Annotated in this window: 28 protein-coding genes; 16 read left to right on the top strand and 12 right to left on the bottom strand. The window is 64.9% G+C overall.

Features of this window, described 5'->3' with window-relative positions:
• Positions 1-43 precede the first annotated feature (43 nt).
• The 10 genes from VHO04_RS02910 to VHO04_RS02865 all read left to right on the top strand — a co-directional run bounded on the left by VHO04_RS02910 (position 44) and on the right by VHO04_RS02865 (position 10,968).
• On the top strand, positions 44-1,786 hold the full coding sequence (locus VHO04_RS02910; RefSeq protein WP_329626956.1) for an acyl-CoA dehydrogenase: 1,743 nt from the start codon (positions 44-46) through the stop codon (positions 1,784-1,786).
• A 115-nt stretch (positions 1,787-1,901) separates the two neighbouring features.
• The gene (locus VHO04_RS02905) at positions 1,902-4,193 is read left to right on the top strand and encodes an EAL domain-containing protein (protein ID WP_329626955.1); all 2,292 of its coding nucleotides are present in this window, start codon (positions 1,902-1,904) and stop codon (positions 4,191-4,193) included.
• Between the two features lie 657 nt (positions 4,194-4,850).
• Entirely contained in the window at positions 4,851-6,812 is a 1,962-nt protein-coding gene (locus VHO04_RS02900) for a ribonucleoside-diphosphate reductase subunit alpha (RefSeq protein WP_329626954.1), read from the top strand.
• Positions 6,813-6,840: 28 nt separating this feature from the next.
• A complete protein-coding gene (locus tag VHO04_RS02895) occupies positions 6,841-7,032 on the top strand; it encodes a hypothetical protein (RefSeq protein ID WP_329626953.1) in 192 nt (63 codons plus the stop codon).
• A gap of 13 nt (positions 7,033-7,045) precedes the next feature.
• Positions 7,046-8,110: a ribonucleotide-diphosphate reductase subunit beta gene (locus VHO04_RS02890; RefSeq protein WP_329626952.1), complete on the top strand. Its 1,065-nt coding sequence runs from the start codon at positions 7,046-7,048 to the stop codon at positions 8,108-8,110.
• Positions 8,111-8,262: 152 nt separating this feature from the next.
• Entirely contained in the window at positions 8,263-8,493 is a 231-nt protein-coding gene (locus tag VHO04_RS02885) for a hypothetical protein (RefSeq protein WP_329626951.1), read from the top strand.
• A 233-nt stretch (positions 8,494-8,726) separates the two neighbouring features.
• Positions 8,727-9,149, top strand: coding sequence for a hypothetical protein (locus tag VHO04_RS02880; protein WP_329626950.1), 423 nt, complete (start codon positions 8,727-8,729; stop codon positions 9,147-9,149).
• Positions 9,115-9,561: a helix-turn-helix transcriptional regulator gene (locus tag VHO04_RS02875; RefSeq protein ID WP_329626949.1), complete on the top strand. Its 447-nt coding sequence runs from the start codon at positions 9,115-9,117 to the stop codon at positions 9,559-9,561. Before VHO04_RS02880 ends, VHO04_RS02875 begins: the two co-directional genes overlap by 35 nt.
• Positions 9,558-10,019 carry a hypothetical protein gene (locus VHO04_RS02870; protein WP_329626948.1) on the top strand — a complete coding sequence of 154 codons (462 nt, stop codon included), beginning with the start codon at positions 9,558-9,560 and terminating at the stop codon, positions 10,017-10,019. Before VHO04_RS02875 ends, VHO04_RS02870 begins: the two co-directional genes overlap by 4 nt.
• Positions 10,020-10,284: 265 nt before the next feature.
• Complete coding sequence (locus tag VHO04_RS02865) at positions 10,285-10,968, top strand: hypothetical protein (RefSeq protein WP_329626947.1); 684 nt, start codon at positions 10,285-10,287, stop codon at positions 10,966-10,968.
• A gap of 42 nt (positions 10,969-11,010) precedes the next feature.
• On the opposite strand, the gene VHO04_RS02860 is transcribed toward VHO04_RS02865, so the two are convergent.
• The gene (locus tag VHO04_RS02860; protein ID WP_329626946.1) at positions 11,011-11,550 is read right to left on the bottom strand and encodes a hypothetical protein; all 540 of its coding nucleotides are present in this window, start codon (positions 11,548-11,550) and stop codon (positions 11,011-11,013) included.
• A 122-nt stretch (positions 11,551-11,672) separates the two neighbouring features.
• Here VHO04_RS02860 and VHO04_RS02855 point away from each other — a divergent pair, with 122 nt between their 5' ends.
• Together VHO04_RS02855 and VHO04_RS02850 are read left to right on the top strand one after the other, a co-directional pair.
• Positions 11,673-11,831, top strand: coding sequence for a hypothetical protein (locus VHO04_RS02855; protein WP_297663263.1), 159 nt, complete (start codon positions 11,673-11,675; stop codon positions 11,829-11,831).
• A 130-nt stretch (positions 11,832-11,961) separates the two neighbouring features.
• Positions 11,962-12,423, top strand: a complete 462-nt coding sequence (locus VHO04_RS02850) for a hypothetical protein (protein ID WP_329626945.1) — start codon at positions 11,962-11,964, stop codon at positions 12,421-12,423.
• A 7-nt stretch (positions 12,424-12,430) separates the two neighbouring features.
• On the opposite strand, the gene VHO04_RS02845 is transcribed toward VHO04_RS02850, so the two are convergent.
• The 8 genes from VHO04_RS02845 to mnmA all read right to left on the bottom strand — a co-directional run bounded on the left by VHO04_RS02845 (position 12,431) and on the right by mnmA (position 18,361).
• On the bottom strand, positions 12,431-14,020 hold the full coding sequence (locus VHO04_RS02845; protein WP_329626944.1) for a sulfatase-like hydrolase/transferase: 1,590 nt from the start codon (positions 14,018-14,020) through the stop codon (positions 12,431-12,433).
• A gap of 143 nt (positions 14,021-14,163) precedes the next feature.
• Complete coding sequence (locus VHO04_RS02840) at positions 14,164-14,403, bottom strand: DUF2171 domain-containing protein (RefSeq protein ID WP_237836633.1); 240 nt, start codon at positions 14,401-14,403, stop codon at positions 14,164-14,166.
• A gap of 119 nt (positions 14,404-14,522) precedes the next feature.
• Positions 14,523-15,005, bottom strand: a complete 483-nt coding sequence (locus VHO04_RS02835) for a thermonuclease family protein (protein WP_329626943.1) — start codon at positions 15,003-15,005, stop codon at positions 14,523-14,525.
• 206 nt (positions 15,006-15,211) lie between these two features.
• Entirely contained in the window at positions 15,212-15,520 is a 309-nt protein-coding gene (locus VHO04_RS02830) for a hypothetical protein (protein ID WP_329626942.1), read from the bottom strand.
• 56 nt (positions 15,521-15,576) lie between these two features.
• Positions 15,577-16,263 (bottom strand): DsbA family oxidoreductase, encoded by a 687-nt coding sequence (locus VHO04_RS02825; RefSeq protein WP_329626941.1) that lies wholly within the window; start codon positions 16,261-16,263, stop codon positions 15,577-15,579.
• 33 nt (positions 16,264-16,296) lie between these two features.
• Positions 16,297-16,437 carry a hypothetical protein gene (locus tag VHO04_RS02820; RefSeq protein WP_329626940.1) on the bottom strand — a complete coding sequence of 47 codons (141 nt, stop codon included), beginning with the start codon at positions 16,435-16,437 and terminating at the stop codon, positions 16,297-16,299.
• Positions 16,438-16,748: 311 nt separating this feature from the next.
• Complete coding sequence (locus VHO04_RS02815) at positions 16,749-17,171, bottom strand: hypothetical protein (protein WP_329626939.1); 423 nt, start codon at positions 17,169-17,171, stop codon at positions 16,749-16,751.
• 53 nt (positions 17,172-17,224) lie between these two features.
• Positions 17,225-18,361: a tRNA 2-thiouridine(34) synthase MnmA gene (gene mnmA / locus VHO04_RS02810; RefSeq protein ID WP_329626938.1), complete on the bottom strand. Its 1,137-nt coding sequence runs from the start codon at positions 18,359-18,361 to the stop codon at positions 17,225-17,227.
• A 144-nt stretch (positions 18,362-18,505) separates the two neighbouring features.
• Here mnmA and VHO04_RS02805 point away from each other — a divergent pair, with 144 nt between their 5' ends.
• The 3 genes from VHO04_RS02805 (at position 18,506) to VHO04_RS02795 (ending at position 19,680) form a co-directional block, all read left to right on the top strand.
• Complete coding sequence (locus VHO04_RS02805) at positions 18,506-18,889, top strand: hypothetical protein (RefSeq protein WP_329626937.1); 384 nt, start codon at positions 18,506-18,508, stop codon at positions 18,887-18,889.
• Positions 18,890-18,891: 2 nt separating this feature from the next.
• A complete protein-coding gene (locus VHO04_RS02800; RefSeq protein WP_242770829.1) occupies positions 18,892-19,191 on the top strand; it encodes a DUF1153 domain-containing protein in 300 nt (99 codons plus the stop codon).
• A 207-nt stretch (positions 19,192-19,398) separates the two neighbouring features.
• Positions 19,399-19,680, top strand: a complete 282-nt coding sequence (locus VHO04_RS02795; protein ID WP_329626936.1) for a hypothetical protein — start codon at positions 19,399-19,401, stop codon at positions 19,678-19,680.
• An 87-nt stretch (positions 19,681-19,767) separates the two neighbouring features.
• Here the strand turns inward: VHO04_RS02795 and VHO04_RS02790 are convergent, their stop codons facing one another.
• Complete coding sequence (locus tag VHO04_RS02790) at positions 19,768-20,379, bottom strand: GNAT family N-acetyltransferase (RefSeq protein WP_329626935.1); 612 nt, start codon at positions 20,377-20,379, stop codon at positions 19,768-19,770.
• 159 nt (positions 20,380-20,538) lie between these two features.
• On the opposite strand from VHO04_RS02790, the gene VHO04_RS02785 reads away from it, so the two are divergent.
• Entirely contained in the window at positions 20,539-20,946 is a 408-nt protein-coding gene (locus tag VHO04_RS02785) for a helix-turn-helix transcriptional regulator (protein ID WP_329626934.1), read from the top strand.
• A gap of 29 nt (positions 20,947-20,975) precedes the next feature.
• Here the strand turns inward: VHO04_RS02785 and lepA are convergent, their stop codons facing one another.
• Both lepA and VHO04_RS02775 read right to left on the bottom strand, forming a co-directional pair.
• Entirely contained in the window at positions 20,976-22,799 is a 1,824-nt protein-coding gene (gene lepA / locus VHO04_RS02780) for a translation elongation factor 4 (RefSeq protein ID WP_329626933.1), read from the bottom strand.
• A gap of 79 nt (positions 22,800-22,878) precedes the next feature.
• Complete coding sequence (locus tag VHO04_RS02775; protein WP_329626932.1) at positions 22,879-23,931, bottom strand: hypothetical protein; 1,053 nt, start codon at positions 23,929-23,931, stop codon at positions 22,879-22,881.
• Positions 23,932-23,957: the final 26 nt, after the last annotated feature.

Genomic DNA, 23,957 nt, shown 5'->3' with positions numbered 1-23,957 from the left:
ATAGCGCCGCCTGCAACGGAATCACCAGGAAAGTCGGCACCCCATGACCTATACGCCGCCCACCACCGAACAGCTTTTCGTCCTCGGTCACATCGCGCGCATCGACGCGATGGCGACGCACGAGAAATATGCCGCCGCGACCCCCGACATGGTCGAGGCGATCGTCACCGGCGTCGGCGATTTCGCGGCAGAGGTTTACGCCCCGCTCAATCGCGTCGGCGACACGCAGAACCCGAAATGGCAGGATGGCAAGGTCACCATGCCCCCGGGCTTCAAGGAGGCTTACCAGCAGTTCGTCGAGGCGGGCTGGGGCAGCCTCGACGGCCCCGGCGAATATGGCGGGCAGGACCTGCCCTTCACGCTCGCAACGGTGGTGATCGAGGCGCTCGGCACCGCCGACATGGGCTTTACCCTCTGCAATATCCTGACCCCCGGCGCGATCCACGCGCTGATGGCCTATGGCACCGAGGAGCAGCGCCGGACCTGGCTCCCCAAGCTGATCACCGGCGCGTGGAACGGCACGATGAACCTGACCGAGCCGAGCGCCGGCAGCGACGTCGGCGCGCTCCGCTCGACCGCCGAAAAGGTCACCGAAGGCGAGCACGCCGGACTCTACAGGATCAAGGGCCAGAAGATCTTCATCACCTTCGGCGAGCACGACCTCACCGACAATATCGTCCACCTCGTCCTCGCCCGCACCCCCGGCGCAAGCGAGGGAACGCGCGGCATCTCGCTCTTCCTCGTCCCCAAATACCGCCTCGACGCCGATGGCAATCCGACGATCAGCAACGGCGTCCATTGCGCCTCGATCGAGCACAAGCTCGGCATCCACGGCTCGCCGACCGCGGTGATGGTCTATGGCGAGGGCGAGGATTGCCTGGGCGAGATCGTCGGCGACGAGATGGGCGGCATGAAGGCGATGTTCGTGATGATGAACAACGCCCGGCTGATGGTCGGCTGCCAGGGCGTCCAGATCGCCGAGCGCGCGACCCAGCAGGCGCAGCGCTACGCCGCCGAGCGCGTCCAGTCGTCGCTCGCGGGCTCGCCCGACCGCACCCCCGTGACGATCGAACATCATCCCGACGTCAAACGGATGCTGTGGCGGATGCGCGCGCAGACCGAGGCCGCGCGCGCGCTGATCTATTATGCGTCGGCGCAGACCGATTTCGGCAAGCTCGGGGACGAGGCGGCAAAGCTGCGTGCCGACGTCCTCATTCCGCTCGCCAAGGCGCACGCGACCGACATCGGCTGCGAGGTCGCGAGCCTCGGCGTCCAGGTCCACGGCGGCATGGGCTTCATCGAGGAGACGGGCGCCGCGCAGCATTATCGCGACGCGCGCATCGCGCCGATTTACGAAGGCACCAATGGCATCCAGGCCGCCGACCTCGTCGGGCGCAAGCTCGGCCTCGCGGGCGGCGACGGGGTGCGCGCGCTGATCGACGACATCGCGCGCGGCGCCGCTGATTTCCCGCAGCTCGCCGAGCTCGCCGAGACCTGCCGCCACGTCACCGACTGGCTCGAACAGGCCTCGACGCCCGACCGGCTCGCGGGCAGCTACCCCTATCTCACCATGCTCGCGACCGCCACCTGCGGCTGGCTGATGGCGCTGCAGAATCGCGCCGCGCGCGCCGCACTCGACGCGGGCGAAGGCGATACCGCCTTCCTCGAGGCAAAGATCGCCTCGACGCGCTTCTATCTCGAACAGATCGTCCCAGCAGCCGTCGGCCTCGCCGCCTCGGCGCTCGCCGGCGACGCGGCGCTCGCGCCGCTGCCTGCGATCGCGTGAATCCCGCGGAAATCCTCGCCCTCTCGCACGATGCGAGGGGACGAGGCCGCACCCATGATTAACGCAATGATAACCAAATCGGGATAGGTGCATCCGGCAATTGCCGGAGACCTGCGTGCCCAAGCTCGGACAGAAGATGATCGTCAGTTGGCGGACGCTCGCGCTGTCGCTTCTGCTGTGCATCTTCGTGGGCTTCAGCGGGGCGGGCGAAGTGCCCGATCGCCTGATCGCCAGCATCACCAGCCGGTTCGCCTATCGCGACGTATCGGGCGACATCGTCGTCGTCGGCATCGACGACCGCACGCTCGGCGCATCGCGCGGCGGCGAATTTTCGCGCCGTGACCACGCCGCGCTGATCCGCGCGGTCGACCGGGCGGGCGCCAAGCGGCTGTTCATCGATTTCGACTATCAGCGCCACGACAATTACGGCGGGCTCGAAAGCATCACCGCCGCGGTCCGCGCGATGGGGCCGCGCGCCGTCCTGGCCGTGCCGACGCGCTCGGTCCCCGGCACCAGCCAGGCCGTCACCATCTTCCCCGACCCCTCGTTCGGCAAGCAGGCGACACAGGCCAGCATCGCGTGGGATAACGAGTTTTGGCAGGTGTGGGACATCCCCCTGATGTACGAGGCCGAAGGACATTTGCTGCCCAGCTTCGCCGCCGTGCTGGCGAACAAGCGCGCGAGCAGCCCTGGCGTGTTCCGCATCGACTTTTCGTACCGGATCGAAAGCATCAAGCAGTATAGCGCGATCGACGTCATCAAAGGCAAGGTCGGCGCCCGCGAGCTTGCCGGCAAGGACGTCATCTTCGCACCGACCGCCTCGCGCCTTTTCGACAGCCATTATCTGCCGGGTCATAACCTGACTCCCGGCGCCTATATTCATCTCGTCGCGGGCGAGACGCTGCGCCGGGGCGATCCCGTCAATCTCGGCTGGCTGCTCCCGCTGGGGCTCGTCATCCTCGCCATGATGCCGTGGCTGTTCGGGAACCGCGGCCGCAGCTTCGGCCTCGTCGCACTCGGCACGACGGCCTTGCTGATCGCGGTCAAGCTATTGCTCGCCACGCAGCTCGTCACCGCCTCGGTCGGCGTGAGCCTTCTCTATCTGACGGTCATCGGCGCCAATGTCTCGCGCACCAACCGCCGCAATTCGGCGCAGCGCGAAAACCCCGTCTCGGGCCTTCCCAATTTCGAGGCGCTGCGCTCGCAGGCGCCCTTCGGCAGCGCGACCGTGATCGCGGCAAAGGTCGTCAATTTCGAGGATCTCGCCGCCTTCATCCCCGGCGACGGCATCGGTTTGCTGATCGAGCAGGTCACCCGCCGCCTTCAGCTCGCATCGCAGGGTACGGTGCTGCATCACGATCTCGACGGCACCTTCGCCTGGCTCGTTCCCTATTATCAGCACAGCCAGATCGAGGGGCAGCTCGCGGGGCTTGCCGCACTGTTCAACGCGCCGCTGACGATCGGCGAGCTTCGCGTCGACGTCGCTATCGCCTTCGGGGTCAACGACGAGTTCGAGGGTTCGAACGCCCAGCGCCTTGCCGCCGCGCTCGTCGCCGCCGAAAAGTCGATCCGCACCCGGTCGCTGTGGACCAAATATACGCCGCGGCAAAAGGACGACGCGGGCTGGCAATTGTCCTTCCATTCGCAGCTCGAGGACGCATTGTCGGGCGGCGACATCTGGGTCGCCTTCCAGCCGCAGTACGGGATCGCGACGAAAGAGCTTGTCGGGGTCGAGGCGCTGGCGCGCTGGACGCATCCGACGCGCGGTCCGATTCCGCCCGACGAGTTCATCGTCCAGGCCGAAAAGAGCCAGGACATCTATCGCCTCACCCTGTTCGTGATGGACCAGGCGGTTCGCTCGGCGGCCGAGCTCCATCAGCGCGGGTTCGACATCCATATGTCGGTCAACCTGTCGGCGACCCTGCTCGACCACAGCGACCTCGTCGGGACGATCCGCGTCATGTTGACCGCGCACCATCTGCCCGCCGAAAAACTGACGATCGAGATCACCGAAACCGCGCAGATCGAGAACAGCCGCCAGGCGAAGCAGACGCTCGCGCAGCTCCGCCGCGCCGGCATCCGCCTGTCGATCGACGATTATGGCACCGGCCAGTCGAATCTCGAATATCTGACCGAGATCGAGGCCGACGAGATCAAGATCGACAAGCGATTCGTCATGACCATGCGCGATTCGCAGCGGAACCTCGAAGTCGTCAAATCGACGATCGATCTCGCGCATCGTCTGGGCGCCGTCGCGGTCGCCGAAGGCATCGAAGACGCGCCGACGCTCGCGCTTCTGGGCCAATTGGGCTGCGATGTCGGTCAGGGATATCTGCTTGGAAAGCCCCAGCTATTTTCCGAACTGGTGAACAGCCTCTCCGCTTCCCCCCACAGCCGCACCGCTTAGCTGCCAGATTGGCAGCAATCACCTCTGCGCAATTATAGTTAAGACTCGATTTACCTTATCTATTAAGGTATATGCTCCGTTAACTGTTCTTCGTGGGCAGTGCCAACAGGAGATCTGACATGGGTTGGTTCATTAGACTCTTGGGCGGCGGCGGCACCGTTAGCGGTGGCGGCTCGGCCTAACTGGGACATACAAAATCAGAAAAGGGCTCCGGACATGTCCGGGGCCCTTTTTCTTTGCCCTGACCCGCGCTGGCCCCACGACTTCCATGGCGGCATTTTAAGGCTCGCCGACCCCTCGCCCGCGAACCCCTAGGAAAAGCGCGGCGCATTGCCATAAGGCGCGTCCGGCGCGCGGTGAACCGAATCAAATTATCGACGAGTTGAGTCCTCAATCTGTCATTTACCGTCTTGCATCGGCGCGCCGACGTGGCACTATGGGTGGTGGGTCAGCCACGGGGGCACCCCAATAAATAGTATCAGGCCGAAAGTGGCGGATTTCCGTCGCCCATGACGCATGGGCCCGGGAAAACCCTTCTTGCGCCGAAAATAAGTGCCCCGGGGACGCGTTTAGATGCTAGGATCGGGGCTTCGCCCTGAGTCGAACAAGACAGGAACATATGCGCCGCGGCGCATAGGCAGAACGGGGACGAGTTAGATGGATTTTCGCGAGACGGAACGGGTGGAGACGAGCGACGTGGCGACGATGGAACTGGCAAAGAATGACGCTCCGGCGGCCTCCGAAGCAAAGGGCGAATCGGGGGGCGAAACGGTTCCCGAGACCGCCAAGCTGAACGACAGCGGCGAGCCCAAGGTCCACGCCCGCCGATTCGCCATCACGACCGACGCCGGCCGCGATTCGCTGCTCACCGATTTCGGCAAGGAAACGCTACGCGACCGCTATCTCCTCCCCGGCGAATCCTATCAGGATCTCTTCGCGCGCGTCGCCTCGGCCTATGCCGACGACGCCGACCACGCCCAGCGCCTCTACGACTATATCTCGAAGCTCTGGTTCATGCCCGCGACCCCGGTGCTCTCGAACGGCGGCACCGGCCGCGGCCTGCCCATTTCCTGCTACCTCAACTCGGTCGACGACAGCCTCGAGGGCATCGTCGGCACCTGGAACGAGAATGTCTGGCTCGCCTCGCGCGGCGGCGGCATCGGCACCTATTGGGGCGCGGTGCGCGGCATCGGCGAACCCGTCGGCCTCAACGGCAAGACGAGCGGCATCATCCCCTTCGTCCGCGTGATGGATTCGCTCACCCTCGCCATCAGCCAAGGGTCGCTCCGCCGCGGCTCGGCCGCCTGCTACCTCGACATCTCGCACCCCGAGATCGAGGAGTTCCTCGAGGTCCGCAAGCCCTCGGGCGACTTCAACCGCAAGGCGCTCAACCTCCACCACGGCGTCCTGATCACCGACGAGTTCATGGAGGCCGTCCGCGACGGCGCCGAATTCAACCTGCGCAGCCCCAAGGACCAGAGCGTCCGCGGCACCGTCGACGCGCGCAGCCTGTTCCAGAAGCTCGTCGAGACGCGGCTTGCGACCGGCGAGCCCTACATCATCTTCATCGACCAGGTGAACCGCATGATGCCCAAGCATCATCGCGACCTCGGGCTCAAGGTCTCGACCTCGAACCTCTGCTCGGAAATCACCCTGCCGACCGGCCGCGACCATCTCGGCAACGATCGCACCGCGGTCTGCTGCCTCTCGTCGCTCAACCTCGAAACCTGGGACGAGTGGAACGGCGACAAGCAGTTCATCGAGGACGTCATGCGGATGCTCGACAACGTCCTCCAGGACTATATCGATCGCGCCCCGCCCGAAATGGCGCGCGCCAAATATAGCGCCAGCCGCGAACGCTCGGTCGGCCTCGGCGTCATGGGCTTCCACAGCTTCCTCCAGGCGCGCGGCCTGCCGTTCGAGGGCGCGATGGCGAAATCGTCGAACCTGCGCGTCTTCAAGCATATCCGCGCGCAGGTCGACCAGGCGTCGATGCTGCTCGCCAAGGAACGCGGCCCCTGCCCCGACGCCGCCGATCAGGGCGTGATGGAGCGCTTCAGCTGCAAGATGGCGATCGCGCCGACCGCGTCGATCTCGATCATCTGCGGCGGCACCAGCGCGTGCATCGAGCCGATCCCCGCGAACATCTATACCCACAAGACGCTGTCGGGCAGCTTCTCGATCCGCAACCCGCACCTCGAGGCTTTGCTCGTCGACAAGGCGAAGAACAGCGACGCGGTGTGGAACTCGATCCTCGAACGCGGCGGCAGCGTCCAGCACCTCGACTTCCTGACCCAGGACGAGAAGGACTGTTACAAGACCAGCTTCGAGATCGACCAGCGCTGGCTGCTCGAACTCGCCGCCGACCGCACCCCCTATATCGACCAGGCGGCGTCGCTGAACCTGTTCATCCCGGCGGACGTCGAGAAATGGGACCTGCTCATGCTCCACTACCGCGCGTGGGAGCTCGGCATCAAATCGCTCTATTATCTCCGCTCGAAATCGGTCCAGCGCGCCGGCTTCGCAGGCGGGGTCGAGGCCGACAACACCGCCGAAGCGCCGAAATTCGAACTCAGCGCCGAAAGCACCGATTACGACGAGTGTCTGGCGTGCCAGTGATCGCGCAGGACAGGAGGGTGAAGGCACCATGACCGCGGTTCACACTCTGCGCCTCATTCTGCCCGGCGCGCTGTTCATGCTGCTCGGCCTCCTCAACCTCGCATCGAAGCGCCAGTTGCAAGGCCCGCCGTCGGGCAGCTTCGTCTGGCGCTACACGGGGCCGCTGCTGATCGTGGGGGGCCTGCTCCTCATCCTTCTCAACTTCTTCCAATTCGACTGATCCGGAGTTCCCCATGTCCCTTCTCGAAGCCCGCAAGACCTACAAGCCCTTCGAATATCCGTGGGCGTTCGAGTTCTGGAAGCGCCAGCAGCAGATCCACTGGGTGCCCGAGGAAGTGCCGCTGGGCGAGGATTGCCGCGACTGGGCGCAGAAGATCAGCGACCACGAACGCAACCTGCTGACGCAAATCTTCCGCTTCTTCACCCAGGCCGATATCGAGGTGCAGGACTGCTACCACGACAAATACGGCCGCGTGTTCAAGCCGACCGAGATCAAGATGATGCTGACCGCGTTCAGCAACATGGAAACGGTCCACATCGCGGCCTATTCGCACCTGCTCGACACGATCGGGATGCCCGAAAGCGAATATGGCATGTTCCTCGAATATGACGAGATGCGCGCCAAGCACGACTATATGGGCACCTTCGGCGTCGACAATGACGAGGATATCGCGCGCACCCTTGCGATGTTCGGCGGCTTTACCGAGGGGCTGCAGCTTTTCGCCAGCTTCGCGATGCTGATGAACTTCCCGCGCTTCAACAAGATGAAGGGCATGGGCCAGATCATCAGCTGGTCGATCCGCGACGAGAGCCTGCACTGCGAGGGCATCACCCGCCTGTTCCACGCCTTCGTCAAGGAACGCGACTGCCTGACCAAGGCGGTGAAGGAAGACATCATCGACTGCTGCCAGAAGACGGTGCGGCTCGAGGATGCGTTCATCGACCTCGCCTTCGAGCAAGGCCCGGTCCCCGGCATGACGCCGAAGGAGATCAAGCGCTACATCCGCTACATCGCCGACTGGCGCCTGGGGCAGCTCGGCTTCCAGCCGATCTACATGATCGACGAACACCCCCTCCCCTGGCTCGCCCCGCTGCTGAACGGCGTCGAGCACGCGAACTTCTTCGAAACCCGCGCCACCGAATACAGCAAGGCCGCGACCCGCGGCGACTGGAACACCGTCTGGTCGAGCTTCGACAGCCGCAAGAAGGCAAAGGCGAACGACGACGCCGCGCCGGCGAGCGACGCCGAAAGCGACGGCGAGGATATGTTCAAGGCTGCCGGCATCGCCGCGGAATAAACGCGCACTCACCCCCCTCCCGCAAGCGGGAGGGGGTGGTCGGAGACCCGTGGCTCCGACCACGAGACTTGCGAACTTGTTCGCTAGTCGCAGCGGGGAGGGCAGAACCGCTTACCTACCCCGCGCAGGAACAGAGTCAAAAGGCCACCCGAATGACCGACAAGAAAAAACAGAAACTGCTGATCCTCAGCCAACCCCAGCGCGCCACCCTCGAAGGCCTCTCCAACCGCCGCCCCCAACTCCCCACCGACCCCATCCGCGACGAACTCGCCGCGCTGGGGCTGGTCGTGCAGCAGGGCGCAAAATGGGCCCTGACCCCGACGGGCAAGAAGGTGCTGGCGGCGGGATCGAACCGGCGCAACTCAGGCGGGTTTTCGGTTTGAAAGGAGCAAAGCACCTGAATCTTTCCTTTGCAGCCTGCTTAGAGGGTCGTGATTTTTTGCGGGCGAACGACCGGCTCAATGCTCCGAAATTTCACAATTGGCTGTTATTCACCGCCGTTTTTCGGATATTTCGAAAAGCTGCGTGAGGATTAATCCTCTCGCAACCTTTGTTGACATATATGTCTACGCGCCTACATAGCCTTATACAGCAAGGGCAAATCTCGCCGGTAGGCGTGATTCTTGGCCCTCGGGATCAACGAAACCGACGACTTTTTTGGACAAAGAGGTTTGAAAAATGGTGCAGAGACATTTGCCAGTCGCCCAGCACTCGTTCGCTCGCTTCGATTCCCGAACAGCTGAATATTGCATTCGCGGATTTTATTTCCGGCCGCCCGCTGTCTAGCGGCTTAGCTCGTTGCGATCCACCGACCGGCGAAGGAATCTGGCGACTGAAGACGCCGGATTTGCGTCTTTACGGCTGGGCGGATGAGCCACATTGCATGGTTTTGACGGTTGGCGAATTTAAGTCAGTGATAGCGGCTCCCGGCGCTCCGAAAGATCGTCACTTGGGCCAGCAAGCCGTTGAAGAACGGCGCGAGTTAAAATTAGGATTTGTCAGTGGTGAACGATTTGAAATCTTCCCAGCCATTAGTTGATTCAAGAGGTGCAGCTTTTGCACGACTCGCCTCCAGAATCATCGAAGCTTTGAACGATGCCGTGGAGTATAGACGGCAGCGTGGCGAGACAATGAAGTCCATTTCTGACAAGTTGGGCTGGCATCGTAGCGCGCTCACTCGTGCGCTCAACGGCACCTCGCGCAATCTAACCGTTCGGACGGTTTCGGACATTTTGTGGGCTACAGATTTTGATCCACGCGATTTTTGCGCAGACCCGGTGGAGGAAATCGCACCAAATTTCATGAGCGTGTGCAACGACGACAACGAAAATTTCCGCGATCTGGTTAGAATATATGATACAAAAACGGTAGAGATGGACCCCATTTCAAAGGGAAAAATCATTGGCGGGTCGGTGTACTCAAAGCCAGAGATAGAGTTCTCGTTCAGATGAAATCACCCTACGGAACCACCATCTTTTGCGATGACATTCGGGATGAGCTAGATGGAAAAAAGACTTATGTCGGCGTCTATTTTGGAGACATGATTTTGCATGGAGCGTTTCCTGCAGTCATTCCAAAATTTGCGTTAGCTATCACTTATTTGGAGCCGATTGCAGACCCAGTCTCACTGGTTAACATTAAAGTATTTGTGCCGGGAGATGGTGATAATGGAGATGTAGCGGTCGACGTCGACCTCCCTCCTGATCGTCTAGAAGAAGTAGACCCTGAGGACATAGATCCAAATGCTCAATATCGAGCACACTTGATGCATTTTCGGATATCGCCGTTTGTAATATCAAAGCGAGGCTACGTTAAAGTCAGAGCTTATGTTAAGGGAAAAGAAATTCGCTTGGGCTCTATAAAAATAAGATGCACTGAAGAAGGCACAGGCGGAACTGAAATCCACTGACAATATGGGTGCCTGATGAATGCCGAAACCACGGTAACGGTTTAATAAACCCCCAATTGCTCTGAGTCCCATGGATGCCGGATCAAGGCGAACGAGTCACGTGGCTCGTCCGCAGGTGACGAAAGAGGGGCGGCGCTTCTTGCCTTCGTGCCTTCGCGCGAAGCCCAATTCCCGCGCCAACCCCCTGACCCCCGAAATCCTATTTCGCACCTCCCACCCCAAAACCCCCTTTCCTACATTCTCCCGCCATGCTCCAAACTGGCGGATGAGCCACATCGCCCCCATCCCCTCGCCCGATCCCGCCGCCGAAACCGCGCTCGACGCACACGGCCACGACCCCGCCGCCTATGACTGGGTGCCGGTGCTGAAAAAGCGCCGCAAGGACGGCTGGTCGCCCGACAAACAGCGCGCCTTTATCGAGGCGCTGGCCGATACCGGCTCGGTCGCCACCGCGGCGCAGCGCGTCGGCATGTCCGAATCCTCCGCCTATCGCCTGCGCCGCGCGCCGGGGGCCGAGGCGTTCGACCGCGCTTGGGGCGCGGCGATCGATGCGGCGTCGAAGAAATTGCTCGACGCCGCCTTCGAACGCGCGCTGGTCGGCAGCGACGAGCCGGTGTTCGATCGCGACGGCAACCGCGTCGGCCGCCGCCTGCGCCAGAGCGACCGATTGCTGATGTTCCTGCTGCGCGCCTATGGCCCCGACCGGTTTCGGGAGGCCGGACCCGACCGCATCGCCGCCCCCGCAGCCACCGGGGTGGCCGAGGCGTTGGTCCATCTGCACCCCGAACCGCCCGCCGCGCCTGCGGCGCTCATGTCGCCCGACCACCTCGCGGCGGCGCTGGAGATCGCCGATTTGTGCGACGGCACGCTGCCGCCATGGTATCGCGACGACGCGGACGAAGCCGCAGGCGCGGCCGATGCGGCCAATAGGGAACGTCCGTTGGGCTGAACTTTACTGAACTTTGGGACCGTCAGAGCAGCCCCGGCCCCTTCAATTCACCGTCACCCCACCCGGCACCCCGCGCATTCCCGCCGCCGCGAACAGCACGCCGCCGCGCACCGCCTCGGCCGAGCCGTCGAGCAAAGGCAGCAGCACCAGCGGCCGCGTGACTTCGCTGTCGTCATCGACGACCAGTCGCAGCGCGGGCACGCCGGCGCCGCCGCGCTCGACCACCACGTCGCGGATCGACTCCAGCGGCCACGACAGGTCGCCGCCGCGATAGAGGCGCGCGCCGTCGTGGAAGATATAGCGCGCGCGCTGGCGCCACAGCCGCCGGCAGGTCCAGAGACCGTAGGCCGCGGCCAGCATCGCCGCCGTCGCCAGCGCGTCGCCGAACAGGATCGCCCGCAGCATCGCCCCCACGCCATCGGCGCGCACCGGCCACGCCTGCCCCAGCGCCAGCCCCGCGAGCAGCAACGCCGCAACAAGCTGCCCCGCCAGCAGCGGCTTCGCCTTCAGCCGCGCGATCACGATAACAGGCCTGTTGGTGATGGTCCGCTCCCCATGCTGCATCGCGCGATAGATAGGCACGGCGACAGCGAAGCGCCACCCCGCGAACCGGCCGAAAAAGGGACGGACGGGCTTTTCGCGAAGGCCGACCGACTCCCTTCGCGGGCGCGATATGCTATGCTCGCGCGCGAAGGAGAAAGACCATGCAGGCCGTGACCGAAGGCGATCGCCGCAAGGAGCTCGATGTCCTCCTGGGCCAGATCCAGGCGCATCCCGAACGCGACTGGAGCGCCGCGCGCCGCCGCATCGCGACGCTGACCAAGCTGATCGCCGCGAGGCCCGCGCCCGCAAAGGCGCATTGACGGGCGCGCGCTCAGCCGCTCGTCGTGCGGCAGCCGCGATTCGCCGCCGCTTTTGCAACATCTCCGCCGCCCGCCGGTTTTTCGGTGGGAGGGCGCCGCTGGCGGCTGCCCGCAACCAAGGAGATATTCGATGCGCAAGGCTCTCACCCTCATCGCCGCGGGCGCCGCGGCGCTTGCCGCCCCCGCGATCGCGCAGGTGGGCGTCGGCGGCACCGTCGATGCGACCGTCGGCGCGGGCACCGGCTCTGCCACCGGGGCCATGGGCGCCGTCACCGATCAGGTCGGCGATACCGTTGACCGCGTCGACGGCACGGTGAACGGCACGATCGACGAGACGAAGCTGGTCGTCGCGGCGCGCGAGCAGGTGCGCGCGGGCGCGCAGGTGACCGACACCGCGGGCAACGACATCGGCACGGTGCAGAGCATCGACGGCGACAATGCGGTGATCGTCGACGGCGGCAAGCTCTACAACATCCCGCTCGCCGCGCTCTACAGCAAGGCCGACAGCGTCACCGGTCCGCTGGTGACCAAGCTGTCCAAGGCCGAAATCCGCGCCAACGCCCATGGCGGTGCGGCCGCCCCGACGCGCTGAGCCCCACCTATCGCGCCGTGGCGCCGGGAAAGGCGGGACCGGCGGTCAGCTCGACCTTGCCGCCCGCGCTCGTCGGCACCACGGTGCGGCCGAACCAGACGTAGCGCGCGGTCGGCTGGTCGAGGTCGCGGTCGTATCGCGCCGCGGCTTTCGCCCGGTCGTAGCCCATCCAGCCGAGCATCGCCGGAAAGATCTGGCTCGCCGAATGGCCGGCCTTGGGCGCCGCGGCGTAGCGCGCGGCCTCCTGCGCCGGCAGGAAGGCGAGCAGCGGAATGCGGAACTCGTCGCGCACCGCCTCGGGGCTGCAATGCGGCAGCTTGCCGGGGGTCAGATTCTGGCCGTGGTCGGAGGTATAGACGATCGCCACCGCCGCACGGTCGACCCCGGCGAGCAGGCGCTCGAAAAAGCGCCCCTTCGACCAGCTGAGCGCGGTGGCATATTGCAGGTCGACCGGACTGTCGGCCGGGATCGCGCCGGCGGGATAATGGTCGCGGTACTGGAAATGCACCCCTTGCAGCACGACATAGGTAAAGCTCTTCTGGCCGCTCTTCATCTGCGCGTTCAGCGTATCGGCGATCTTCAGATCGGTATCGAGCCCGCCGACCATCGGCCGGTAATCGTCGATCAGCGCGCGTTCGGGCGGCAGCAGCAGATTCTGCGGCGCCCCCGACGCCTGCCCGTCGATCAGCATCGTGCGATAACCGGCGGCGTGGGCATAGGCCCAGATCGAGGGGGTGCGGCGCAGGTCGCTTTCCGCCGTGACGCGCCGCACATCGACCCCCGACCGCAGCGCGACCTGCGACGGGGTGCTGCAATTGCCGAGCGACGCCGCGATGCCGAAATCGACGTGCGGAACCCCGGCGAGCTTCGGCGCGATCAGCCGGGCGAAGGGCGCTTCGGCGACGCTCTCGTCGACCAGCCAGACGATATGGCGCGGTGCCTTCGCCGCCGGATCGGGCGCCATGTCGATCCGCCCCCGCGGCGGCGGCGGCGGCGCGGTCAGCAGATCCCAGCCGAGGCCATAGAGGCTCCGCTCGGCGCTTTCGGGATGCACGTCGGCCTGACGATAGAGGAAGCTTGGCAGGATGAGCAGCACGAGCAGCACCGCCGCGATCCCCTTCCCCCACGGCAGAGCGCCGCCACGCCGCGCCGCCGTGCGCGCGGCAACGAACAGCGCCAGCGCCGCCGCAACCTGCACGCCGACCCACAGAAAATCGGCTCCGAACTGCCCCGCCGCATTCCCCGCCTGCCGCGCTTCACCGATCATCCAAGCAAAGGAACCATCGTCGAGAAGGCTGCCGACGATCTGGCTGTAACCGACGTTGACGAGGATCGAGAGGCCCGCGACCGCGAGCAGCAGCACCGCCCAGCGGCGCGGGACAAGCAGCAGCGCGGCGAGGAAGACTGCCCCCTGAAACGCCATGAACAGAAAGGCGGTGATCGCGCTCGCCCGGTCACCCGCGGCCCAGCGATAGAGGATGGCGTGGGTGAGCTGAAAGCGATTCGCGACCGCATAGCCGACGGCGAACAGCAGCAAGGCCGCCGCCATCCATACCCACCCGGTGCGCCATTGGCGCGGCGCTTTGCTGCGGTCCATCGAATCCATCGCCGCGCAGCCTAGCGGCAAAGGCTTGAAAAATCACAAATGCGGACACGAAAACGGCCCGCCCCGCTGTGGTGGGACGGGCCAGTTTCGAGTGCCGGGGGCGCCGGATTGCGGCCCCGGCCATCTGTGTCCGGCTATTCGGCTTCCTCGAACAGGTCGACCGCGTTGGCGGCGTTCGCCGACAGGCGCACCGTGTCGCCCTCGACCGCCGCGACGAGCCCGGCCGGCAGATAATGATGCTTGCCGTCGCCGCTGTCGGCCTTGGTCAGCTTGATCCGCTCGCCATCGAGATGATCGACGGTGCCGATGTGGACGCCGTCGGCGCCGATGACGTTCATATGTTCCTTGATCGCGCTGTGATCATGCTCGGCCATGACAAATCTCCTTGCCGCTCCCGAAAGCAGGAGCCCTGGCGATGATACGCATGGAAAACGAGTCGGCTCCAGCCCCTCCGACGAGCCGCCCGAAAGCCGCGCCGGCCTTCGACGGAGCATCAGCACCAGGGGCGCCGACGGCCTTCCCAGCGCCGCGCGAGTCCTTCGCCGACCAGCGCGTCGCCAACGCTCGTGCCGCCACGCGTCACGACGCGCAGCTTGCGGCCATGGCGATCGGTATCGCGGTCGATGCTCTCCAGGCTGAACGCACCGTCGTTCAGCCAGCGCTGCAGCCGCTCGGTTGCTGCCTTGCCGAGCGCCGCCTCCTCGGCGCAGCGCGGGGGATGGGTTTCGGGGGTGTCGATGTCGGCGATGCGATATTTCTCGCCTTCGAACCAGAAGGTGTCGCCATCGACGACGCAGTTCCGTCCGCCGCCCATGTGGCAAAAGCCGAAGCGCGCCGACAGGCCGTCATGAGCGGGGGCCGCGGGAGCGGCAAGAACAGCCATTCCGGCGGCCGCCCGCGGAACGGAGCCGGTCTGCAAGGCCGCGAGCGTCCCGGCGAACCCGCCGCAGACGACGAGCGTCAGCCACAGCGCCAAGCGATCGCGGCGGTTCCGGCGTCGGGATCGGGGCCTGCGCGCATGGCGTGGGGGAGACGAACGGTAACGACGGGCCATGCCCGCCTTCTGCCATCGAAGGCTGAAGGAAATGCCAATGAAGCACCTCCGCCTTGGCGGAGATCGGGCGCAATCGCACCCGCTCGGGCGCCATTATCGATCAATCGCGGTGTGCTGGCTGTCGCCGTTCAGGGCGCCCCGCGCGGCTCGTCGTCGTCGACCCCGCCCGGGCCCAGTTCGTCTTCTTCATCGTCGTCGCTGCGTTCGCCGCGATAGGCGTCCATGTCGATCCGGCCCGATCGCTCCATCTGGCGCATATGATCGACCAGATCCTCGACATCGTCGGTTTCGTCGCGCGCCTTGACCTTGCGGCTATCCTCCAGCGAGCGGGCGCGGCGCGCCGCTTCGGCGACCGTCTGCGCCTGCGCTTCCTCGTCATCCTGTTCGCGGTTCCGCGCTTCGGGGGCTTCGCTGCTGCGCTGGGGATCGTCGATCATGGCCGGCTCCTTTCGAGGGACGACCGGGAAACGCGCGGAGCCGGGCTGCCGTTCCTTCAGGCGGCGGCGGCCAGCACCTTGGTTTCGATCACGCGAATGAAGACCTCGGGGTCCTGCGCGCCGGGAACGAGCATCCGCCCGCCCAGAATGAAGGCCGGAACCCCCGTCACATTCCGGTCGGCCCAATAGGCCTCCTCGGTGCGCACCATTTCGCCATAATCGTCGCCGGCGAGAAGGGCTGCCGCGCGGTCCCGGTCGAGCCCCACCGACGCCGCGATATCGGCGAGCACCGCGGGATCGCCCACATCGCGATTGTCGGTGAAATGAGCACGGAACAGCGCCAGTTTGAGCGCGGTCTGCACGCCCGTCGCCGCGACCTGCTCGGGCTCCTCAAGCGCCCCCGCCCAGCTCAGCAGGCGGTGCGCGTCGAAGCTGTTGCGCATCCGGAAACCGGGTCCGCGATTGAAGGTGAACCCCAGGTCGGCCGCGATCGCCGCCATCCGGCCGCTGTTCGCGCGGCTCTGCTCGGCGCTGATGCCATATTTGCGCATCACATGGCTTGCGGCATCTTCGCCTTCGGCCGGCATGTCGGGGTTGAGCTCGAAGGGGTGCCACTGGACGCGAAAGTCCAGCCGCCCCGCGAAATGCGCCATCACCTTCTCGAACTTCAGCCAGCCGACGATGCACCATGGGCACATCACGTCGGAGACGATATCGATCGAAAGGCGCGGCAGATCGGTCACGGATTCATCTCCAGCCAGGGGCCGGCCGCCGCGCTACGACCTGTCGGATTCGCGGCGCTCCTTGCCCGAACGCCGGTCGCCCTTGCGGCGTTCCGGCCCTTTATAATCGGGGTCGTCGGCGACCCGCCGATCCTCCCCACGTCTGTCGCCGCCGCGCTTGTCCTCGGCTGCCATAGGCTCCCCCCTTCCACCACAAAAGGAAACAGAAGCGACCCGGCGCCAGTTACTCACATAATGGTTAAAAAGACAAGCAACGCGGGCGCCCGCGGAGTATGTCCCGGCGGCTTTGGGATGGGGAGCGACCATTTCCCAGATAAGGGAAGAAGTCTCATCTGCCGCCTGTAAACTCTCGTCATCCCGGACTTGATCCGGGATCCATTCTCTCAGCGCCGGATGAATGGATCCCGGATCAAGTCCGGGATGACGATGGAGGATAGGTCAGCTTCCGGTCGCAAGCCGCCGCGACCCTCACCCCAGCTGCTCGATCAATGCACCGTATCGACGGGCGCATCCGATACCGCCGGAGCCCGCCGCGACAGCACCCACCAGCTTGCCACCATCAGCCCGGTCGACAGCGCCTCGATGATCATCGCCTGGACGATACCGGCGTTGACGAGATCGCCGCTGCCGACGCCGATCAACCGGCCGACCAGCGCGGTGCCGTAGAGCGCCGCGGGCACCAGCAGCGCGCGCGACCAGCCGGGGACCAGCGCCCCCACCGCCGCACCGCCGGCCGCGACGAGGAAAAAGGCCGACAGGTCGGCGCGCACCGTATTGGCGGCCGCGCCTTCGACGACGATGCCGAACAATTCGGTGAAGCTTGCCGGATCGAATATCCCGCGCAGCCCGACGATCGCAAAGAACAGCGCCCACAGCAGAACGGCGCCGCGCAAGATCCAGTTGACCATGACTTGTCTCCCCTTTTGCGCGCAGGCTGCGGCATCGGAAGGGAAAGTGCAATCTATTCCGCGGGGAAGGTTTCTTCGATCCAGCCGCCGCCCAGCACGCGGCTTTCGTCGGCGGCGTCATAGAGCACCGCCGCCTGCCCCGGCGCGACGCCATATTCGGGGGAGGCGAAGACCAGCCGGTCGGCTTCGATGCGCGCGGGCACCGGCTTTGCCATGCTGCGCACCTTGGCGAGCACCGGCCGTCCCTCGACCGCATCCAGCCAGTTCGCTTCGCCGAGCCGCGCCCCCGACACCGCGAGCGCGCGGCGCGGCCCGACGATAACGTGCTTCTTTTCGGCATCGAGGCGGACGACATAGAGTGGTTCGGCCTGCCCGCCGATCTCGATCCCGCGCCGCTGGCCGACCGTATAATGGATAAGGCCGCGATGCGTGCCGAGGACGCGGCCGTCGACATGGACGATCTCGCCCCGGTCGTCGGCCTCGGGACGCAGCTTCTTCACCAGCGTCGCATAATCGCCGTCGGGGACGAAGCAGATGTCCTGGCTGTCGGGCTTCCCCGCGACGCCGAGGCCAAGGTCGCGCGCAATCTCGCGCACGACGCTCTTTTCGAGCCCGCCCAAGGGAAAGCGCAGGAAGTCGAGCTGCTCCTGCGTCGTCGCGAACAGGAAATAGCTCTGGTCGCGCGCCGGATCGACCGCGCGGTGGAGCTCGGCGCCCGCGGAGCCCATCACGCGGCGGACATAATGGCCCGTCGCGAGGCAGTCGGCGCCCAGATCCTTCGCGAGTTGGAACAGGTCGGTGAACTTCACCCCCATATTGCAGCGCACGCAGGGGATCGGCGTCCGGCCCGCCAGATATTCGTCGGCGAACTGGTCGATCACCGTGTCGCGGAACCGGCTCTCATGATCGTGGACATGGTGCGCGAAACCCAGCCGGTCGGCGACCGCGCGCGCGTCGCGAATGTCCTGCCCGGCGCAGCAGGCGCCGACGCGCTTCGCCTTGGCGCCATGGTCATAGAGCTGAAGCGTAACGCCGATCACCTCGGCGCCCGACCGCGCGGCGAGCGCGGCGACCACGCTCGAATCGACGCCGCCCGACATTGCGACGACGACTCGCCGGTCCTTCAGCGGTTCGGCGAGCTGAAAGTCGGCGCGAACAGCGCCGGCGGGGGGAGAAATCGTCTCGATCATCGCTCGCGCCATCTAGGGATGGATCACCCGAAATGCCAGCTTTTCCGCCGCAAGCGTCAAGATATTGACGGGGGTTAAGCTTCGCTAACAAGCCATGAAATGGGCATTTACTGGACCTTAGCCCCTCTTCGCTAGACGGATGGCATGAACGTCGACCCGTCCGATCTTGCGCAGCTTGCCGGCGCGGCCCGCCTGTCGGAGCCGGGATTCGACATATTGCTCGCGGTGTCCACGGCACGCCAGGCGGCCTCGCCGACGGTTCGCATGCTGCGCGCGCGGGCGAGTCGCGAACGCCACGCGGCTCGCGTTAACGCACTCAGCCATTTTCTGGCCGCCGCGCCCGCCGCGACGGAACAAATGGCGGCGCGGCCCGTTCGTTTCCTCGACCTGTCCGATGGAGCGAACGTCCTGACCGAAACTGTGAACAGCCCGTTTACCAGAGGGTTTCAGTCGATGTTGAACCCCTTGCATGTAGCACCCTGGTTGTCGGCCTCGCCGATCCCCCACGACGAAGACAATATGGAATGAACATGATCGAGAATCAGAAAATCCGGCCCGCTCAGGTCATCGGTCCGCTCGGCGAACCGCTGACGCTCGACACGCTGCCGCCGGCGAACACCACCCGCTGGGTCGTTCGCCGCAAGGCAGAGGTCGTGGCCGCGGTCAACGGCGGTCTGCTGACCGTCGACGAAGTGTGCGAACGCTATGGCCTGACGCTCGAAGAGTTCGCCGGTTGGCAGCGGTCGATCGACCGCAGCGGTATGCCGGGCCTGCGCGTCACCCGCATCCAGCACTATCGCGATCTCTACGAGCGCCAACAGCGCTTCTGATCGCGGTCCGTGCGACATGGTAGGAAGAGGGCGCTTCTGGCGCCCTCTTTTTTTGGGCTGGCGGTGGCTCGGGAAGGTGCCGAGACGATCCGAATGCGGGGCGGAACAAACAAAAACGCGTTCTATTTTAGTGACTTGAAAATTATCGTGCAACTCTGGCGTTCACCCGGCGTTAAGCCTCGGAGTCAACCTTGGAGAATATTCGATATGCGCAAGACGATCATTGCCCTCACCATCGCTTCGGCGCTCGCGCTCGGCGCCTGCCAGAGCAAGCAGGCCGATCAGGTCGAGGACCAGGCCGAAGCTCAGTCGGACGCCATCGACGCGCAGGCCGATGCCATGCCCGAAGGCCCGGCCAAGGAAGCGACCGAAGCGAAGGCCGACGCGGTCGAGGACGCCGGCGAAGCGAAGGCCGATGCGATCGACAAGGGTGTCACCCCGCCGCCCGCCGACACCACGACCCCGACGCCCGAGCCGCAAACCAAATAAACGCGTCCCGAACGGACGATAAGGCGAAAGGCGCCGGAGCAGAACTCCGGCGCCTTTTCCATTTTGCGTCCGCTGGGGCTTTCGCGGTCACAATCGCGTCAGCGCATGGAACACGTCCTCGACCCCCGGTGCGTCGGGGTCGGCGCGCAGCGACGCGATCCCGTCCGCGACCCCGAGCGCATATTCGGCAACCCCCGCGCTTTCGGATGTCCACACCGCGCCGAGCGATTTCACCAGCCGGCGCGCCGCCGCATTCTCCGACAGCATATGAATCTCGAGCGTCAGCAAATCCTCGGCAAGGCACTGGATCAGCAGCGCCGCGGTCATCATCCGCGCGAGTCCCTTGCCCTGAAAGGCGTCGAGTACCGCGATCGAAAATTCGCCCGCGGGTCCGTCGGCATAGCGCACCGCGTGCACCGCGCCGATTGCCGGCCAATCGTCGCAATCGGTGCAGATCGCACCCCAGCCGATATGGTCGTGCCCATCGACATTGACGAGCCGCTTGATCACCGCATCGGGAAGCGTCGGGGCGGGCGAGAAGAATCGCAGGTAGCGCGATTCGGCGGACAGCGTGGCAATCCCGGTGCGCAGCCGCTCCTCGTCGGCGGGGGTAATACAGCGTAGCGAGACGCGGGTTCCGTCGTTGAGCGCGCTGTGCACGACGATGTGGTCGATCGGTCGCGCCGGGGCCTCGATCATCGCGCTCACCTCCTCCGATTCTGCAAGGCTAATGGCCCGGCACGCCGCTGGCAATCGCAACGCGGCCGACGATGGGAAAAGTTGAAAGAGCAAGGGAACTTAAGGCGTTAAATGGCGTTTGGATGAAAAATTAATCTAGGTTAATGAAGGTAACGGGTCGTGCGCAATTTCTCTCTTTCTCCTTCGACGCCGGGTATCACGCCCGTCGAAGCCGTGCCCGCGGGCGAAGCGGGTCTCGCCGGGGATAACGTCAGTCCGGTTTTCGAGACGCTCGGCGAAAAGCTCTCGCGGCTCCGCAAGGCGCGGTGCTGGACCCAGTCCGATCTCGCGCAACAGCTCGGCGTGACCGAGGCTTCGGTCTGCTATTGGGAACAGAATCGTTCGCGGCCCAAGGCGGCGCGGCTGCAGTCGCTGGCTGCGCTGCTCGGCGCACCGATCGCCGAGCTTCTGGGCGAAGCGTCGCCCGGCCGCGCAAATCTGGGTGCGATGGTGGCACGGATGCGCTCCGAAATCGCCCAGGCCGCGGGCACCAGCCCATCGAAGGTGAAGATCGTCATCGAGATGTAGGCGGGCGACGGAAACCCCGCCCGCCTCGATCAGGCGTCGTCGCCCATCCGCAGCGCGGCGATGAACGCCTCCTGCGGGATGTTGACGTTGCCATATTCGCGCATCCGCTTCTTGCCCTCTTTCTGCTTTTCGAGGAGCTTCTTCTTGCGGGTGGCGTCGCCGCCGTAGCATTTGGCGGTCACATCCTTGCGCAGCGCCGCGATAGTTTCGCGGGCGATCACCTTGCCGCCGATCGCGGCCTGGATCGGAATCTTGAACATGTGGCGCGGGATCAGATCCTTCAGCCGCTCGCACATCCCGCGCCCACGCGCCTCGGCGCTGCCGCGGTGGACGATCATGCTGAGCGCGTCGACCGGCTCGTTGTTGACGAGGATGCTCATCTTGACGAGGTCGCCGGGGCGGTGGCCGATCTGGTGATAGTCGAACGAGGCATAGCCGCGGCTGATGCTCTTCAGCCGGTCGTAGAAGTCGAATACCACTTCGTTGAGCGGCAGTTCATAGGTGATCTGCGCGCGGTCGCCGACATAGGTCAGATTCTTCTGCACGCCGCGGCGGTCCTGGCAGAGCTTCAAAATCGCACCGAGATATTCGTCGGGGACATAGATCACCGCCTCGATCCACGGCTCCTCGATCTCCTCGATCCGGTTCGGGTCGGGCATGTCGGCGGGGTTGTGGAGCTCCATCTCGGTCGGACCGCCGTCCTTCGACCGGGTGAGCTTGAGCTTGTAGACCACCGACGGCGCGGTGGTGATCAGGTCGAGGTCATATTCGCGGGTCAGCCGCTCCTGGATGATCTCCAGATGCAGCAGGCCGAGGAAACCGCAGCGGAAGCCGAAACCGAGTGCCGCGCTCGTCTCCATCTCGAAACTGAACGACGCGTCGTTGAGGCGGAGCTTCTGGATGCTCTCGCGCAATTTCTCGAAGTCGTTGGCGTCGGTCGGGAACAGGCCGCAGAAGACGACCGGCTGGACCTCCTTGAACCCCGCTAGCGGCGCCGCCGCGGGTTTCTTGGCATCGGTCACCGTATCGCCGACGCGCGCCTGCGCGACGTCCTTGATCTGCGCAGTGATGAAGCCGATCTCGCCGGGGCCGATCTCGGTCAGCTCCTCGCGCTTCGGCGTGAAGCAGCCGACGCGATCGATCAGGTGGGTGGTGCCCGCCTGCATGAACTTGATCTGCTGGCCCTTCCTGAGCACCCCGTCGACGACGCGGACCAGGATCACCACACCCAGATAGGGATCGTACCAGCTATCGACGAGCATCGCGACGAGCGGCGCCGACGCATCGCCCTTCGGCGGCGGAATCTTCGCGACGATCGCCTCGAGCGCTTCCTCGATGCCGATCCCCGATTTGGCGCTGGCGAGCACCGCATCGTCGGCGGGCAGGCCGATGATATCCTCGATCTCGGCCTTCACCTTGTCGACGTCCGCGGCGGGCAGATCGATCTTGTTGATCACCGGCACGATCTCATGATCATGCTCGATCGACTGATAGACGTTGGCGAGCGTCTGCGCCTCGACCCCCTGCGCTGCGTCGACGACGAGCAGCGCGCCCTCGCACGCCGCGAGCGACCGCGACACTTCATAGGCGAAGTCGACGTGGCCGGGCGTATCCATCAGGTTGAGCTCGTAGGTCTCGCCGTCCTTCGCGGTGTATTTCAGGCGCACCGTCTGCGCCTTGATGGTGATTCCGCGTTCCTTCTCGATATCCATATTATCGAGCACCTGCGCCGACATCTCGCGCGCGGTCAGCCCCCCGGTGAACTGGATCAGCCGGTCGGCGAGCGTCGACTTGCCATGATCGATATGGGCAATGATCGAGAAGTTGCGGATATGCGAAAGGGGCGTGGTCATGCGCGGCGCGTTAGCAGGGGTTTGCGGCGCTGTCAGCAGACGAGTGACGCCCGTTTCCGGCGCAACCGCGAATCGCCGATCACTCCAACTCCAGCTCTTGGCGAGCGGATCGGGAAACCTGCGACGCCGGACAATGAGTCCAGCGGGCACCATATTCATCGGTGACACTGGTGCGGCTGTTCACCGTGACGATTTGTTCATTGAGAACAACTTTCGCCTCTTCGACTCCGCGGAAAGCGATGCGGTAGCGGTTGCCGCCCAAAGCTTCGATGTGCGATCCATCCCAATAATAAAAAAATTGCTGCCGAATCGCTTCGGCGCAGTCGCCATAGGTGGCGGGGGAAGAATAAAATCCCGCTTCGATGGGCGAGGCGGCGGTTGCGCCGCCGCCCGCAGCGGGCTGCGCGCATCCTTCCAGATCCACGAGCTGGCCGCGATCATTGCGTCGTTCGACAACATCGATGGCGCCCCCGGTCCAGCCCCACGTCACTTTGGTGACGGTGCCGCACCGGCCGTTGAAGCCGCCCGGCAGATCGAGCGCGTCGCGGCCGCCGCGACGCACGATCATGGCGGGGGCGATCCAGCCCATGAAGCCGTCGAAAGCCTTGTAACCGCCGGCCGTGGAAACGATGAAATCCACCGGCGGCCCCCGATCACCATAAGCGGGGCCGCTGGCGACGCAGCCATGCCCCGGCGTGGTGACGGCGAAATCGGGTTTGCCGTCGGCATTGAAGTCGGCGGACACGAACCCGCCCTTGCCGCCCGCAAAATGCCGTTCAACAAGATCGATGGCTTCTCCGTGCCCCGCGAGCGGCGCAAAGCGCACGGCACCGAAACGCTCGCCTTGATCGCGGCACTGGCCGCGCGCGAAATTTTCCCATGCCGCCGCGGCAGCCGGCGGCAGAGCGGCAGCGGCCGGCGCGGCGGTCGCCATATTCGCGGCCGCGCCGCTCGCCGTTGTCGCAGCATCGACATTGTCGCTGGCGTGAGTCGACTGCGAACCGCATCCGGCAAGCATGACTGCGGTCAGGAACAGCGAGACAAGGCGGCTGCGGTCCGCCGTATGCGGACTGATCTCATCATGTAGCGCGACCTTGCAAGAGCGCCGGTTTCTCGTTTCGATATTCGCCATTCGTCATCCCCTCACATCCTGAGTGC

Origin of the sequence: Sphingopyxis sp., assembly GCF_036261875.1 — a bacterium.
In the GTDB taxonomy this organism is placed as follows: domain Bacteria; phylum Pseudomonadota; class Alphaproteobacteria; order Sphingomonadales; family Sphingomonadaceae; genus Sphingopyxis.
This window is presented reverse-complemented; position numbering and strand designations above follow the sequence as displayed.

Excerpts from the sequence above, each read along its gene's own strand:
- VHO04_RS02910 (WP_329626956.1), top strand. The coding sequence starts at position 44 with ATGACCTATACGCCGCCCACCACCGAACAGCTTTTCGTCCTCGGTCAC.
- VHO04_RS02900 (WP_329626954.1), top strand. The coding sequence starts at position 4,851 with ATGGATTTTCGCGAGACGGAACGGGTGGAGACGAGCGACGTGGCGACG.
- VHO04_RS02895 (WP_329626953.1), top strand. The coding sequence starts at position 6,841 with ATGACCGCGGTTCACACTCTGCGCCTCATTCTGCCCGGCGCGCTGTTC.
- VHO04_RS02890 (WP_329626952.1), top strand. The coding sequence starts at position 7,046 with ATGTCCCTTCTCGAAGCCCGCAAGACCTACAAGCCCTTCGAATATCCG.
- VHO04_RS02885 (WP_329626951.1), top strand. The coding sequence starts at position 8,263 with ATGACCGACAAGAAAAAACAGAAACTGCTGATCCTCAGCCAACCCCAG.
- VHO04_RS02870 (WP_329626948.1), top strand. The coding sequence starts at position 9,558 with ATGAAATCACCCTACGGAACCACCATCTTTTGCGATGACATTCGGGAT.
- VHO04_RS02865 (WP_329626947.1), top strand. The coding sequence starts at position 10,285 with ATGAGCCACATCGCCCCCATCCCCTCGCCCGATCCCGCCGCCGAAACC.
- VHO04_RS02855 (WP_297663263.1), top strand. The coding sequence starts at position 11,673 with ATGCAGGCCGTGACCGAAGGCGATCGCCGCAAGGAGCTCGATGTCCTC.
- VHO04_RS02850 (WP_329626945.1), top strand. The coding sequence starts at position 11,962 with ATGCGCAAGGCTCTCACCCTCATCGCCGCGGGCGCCGCGGCGCTTGCC.
- VHO04_RS02845 (WP_329626944.1), bottom strand. The coding sequence starts at position 14,020 with ATGGACCGCAGCAAAGCGCCGCGCCAATGGCGCACCGGGTGGGTATGG.
- VHO04_RS02840 (WP_237836633.1), bottom strand. The coding sequence starts at position 14,403 with ATGGCCGAGCATGATCACAGCGCGATCAAGGAACATATGAACGTCATC.
- VHO04_RS02830 (WP_329626942.1), bottom strand. The coding sequence starts at position 15,520 with ATGATCGACGATCCCCAGCGCAGCAGCGAAGCCCCCGAAGCGCGGAAC.
- VHO04_RS02820 (WP_329626940.1), bottom strand. The coding sequence starts at position 16,437 with ATGGCAGCCGAGGACAAGCGCGGCGGCGACAGACGTGGGGAGGATCGG.
- VHO04_RS02815 (WP_329626939.1), bottom strand. The coding sequence starts at position 17,171 with ATGGTCAACTGGATCTTGCGCGGCGCCGTTCTGCTGTGGGCGCTGTTC.
- mnmA (WP_329626938.1), bottom strand. The coding sequence starts at position 18,361 with ATGATCGAGACGATTTCTCCCCCCGCCGGCGCTGTTCGCGCCGACTTT.
- VHO04_RS02805 (WP_329626937.1), top strand. The coding sequence starts at position 18,506 with ATGAACGTCGACCCGTCCGATCTTGCGCAGCTTGCCGGCGCGGCCCGC.
- VHO04_RS02800 (WP_242770829.1), top strand. The coding sequence starts at position 18,892 with ATGATCGAGAATCAGAAAATCCGGCCCGCTCAGGTCATCGGTCCGCTC.
- VHO04_RS02795 (WP_329626936.1), top strand. The coding sequence starts at position 19,399 with ATGCGCAAGACGATCATTGCCCTCACCATCGCTTCGGCGCTCGCGCTC.
- VHO04_RS02790 (WP_329626935.1), bottom strand. The coding sequence starts at position 20,379 with ATGATCGAGGCCCCGGCGCGACCGATCGACCACATCGTCGTGCACAGC.
- lepA (WP_329626933.1), bottom strand. The coding sequence starts at position 22,799 with ATGACCACGCCCCTTTCGCATATCCGCAACTTCTCGATCATTGCCCAT.
- VHO04_RS02775 (WP_329626932.1), bottom strand. The coding sequence starts at position 23,931 with ATGGCGAATATCGAAACGAGAAACCGGCGCTCTTGCAAGGTCGCGCTA.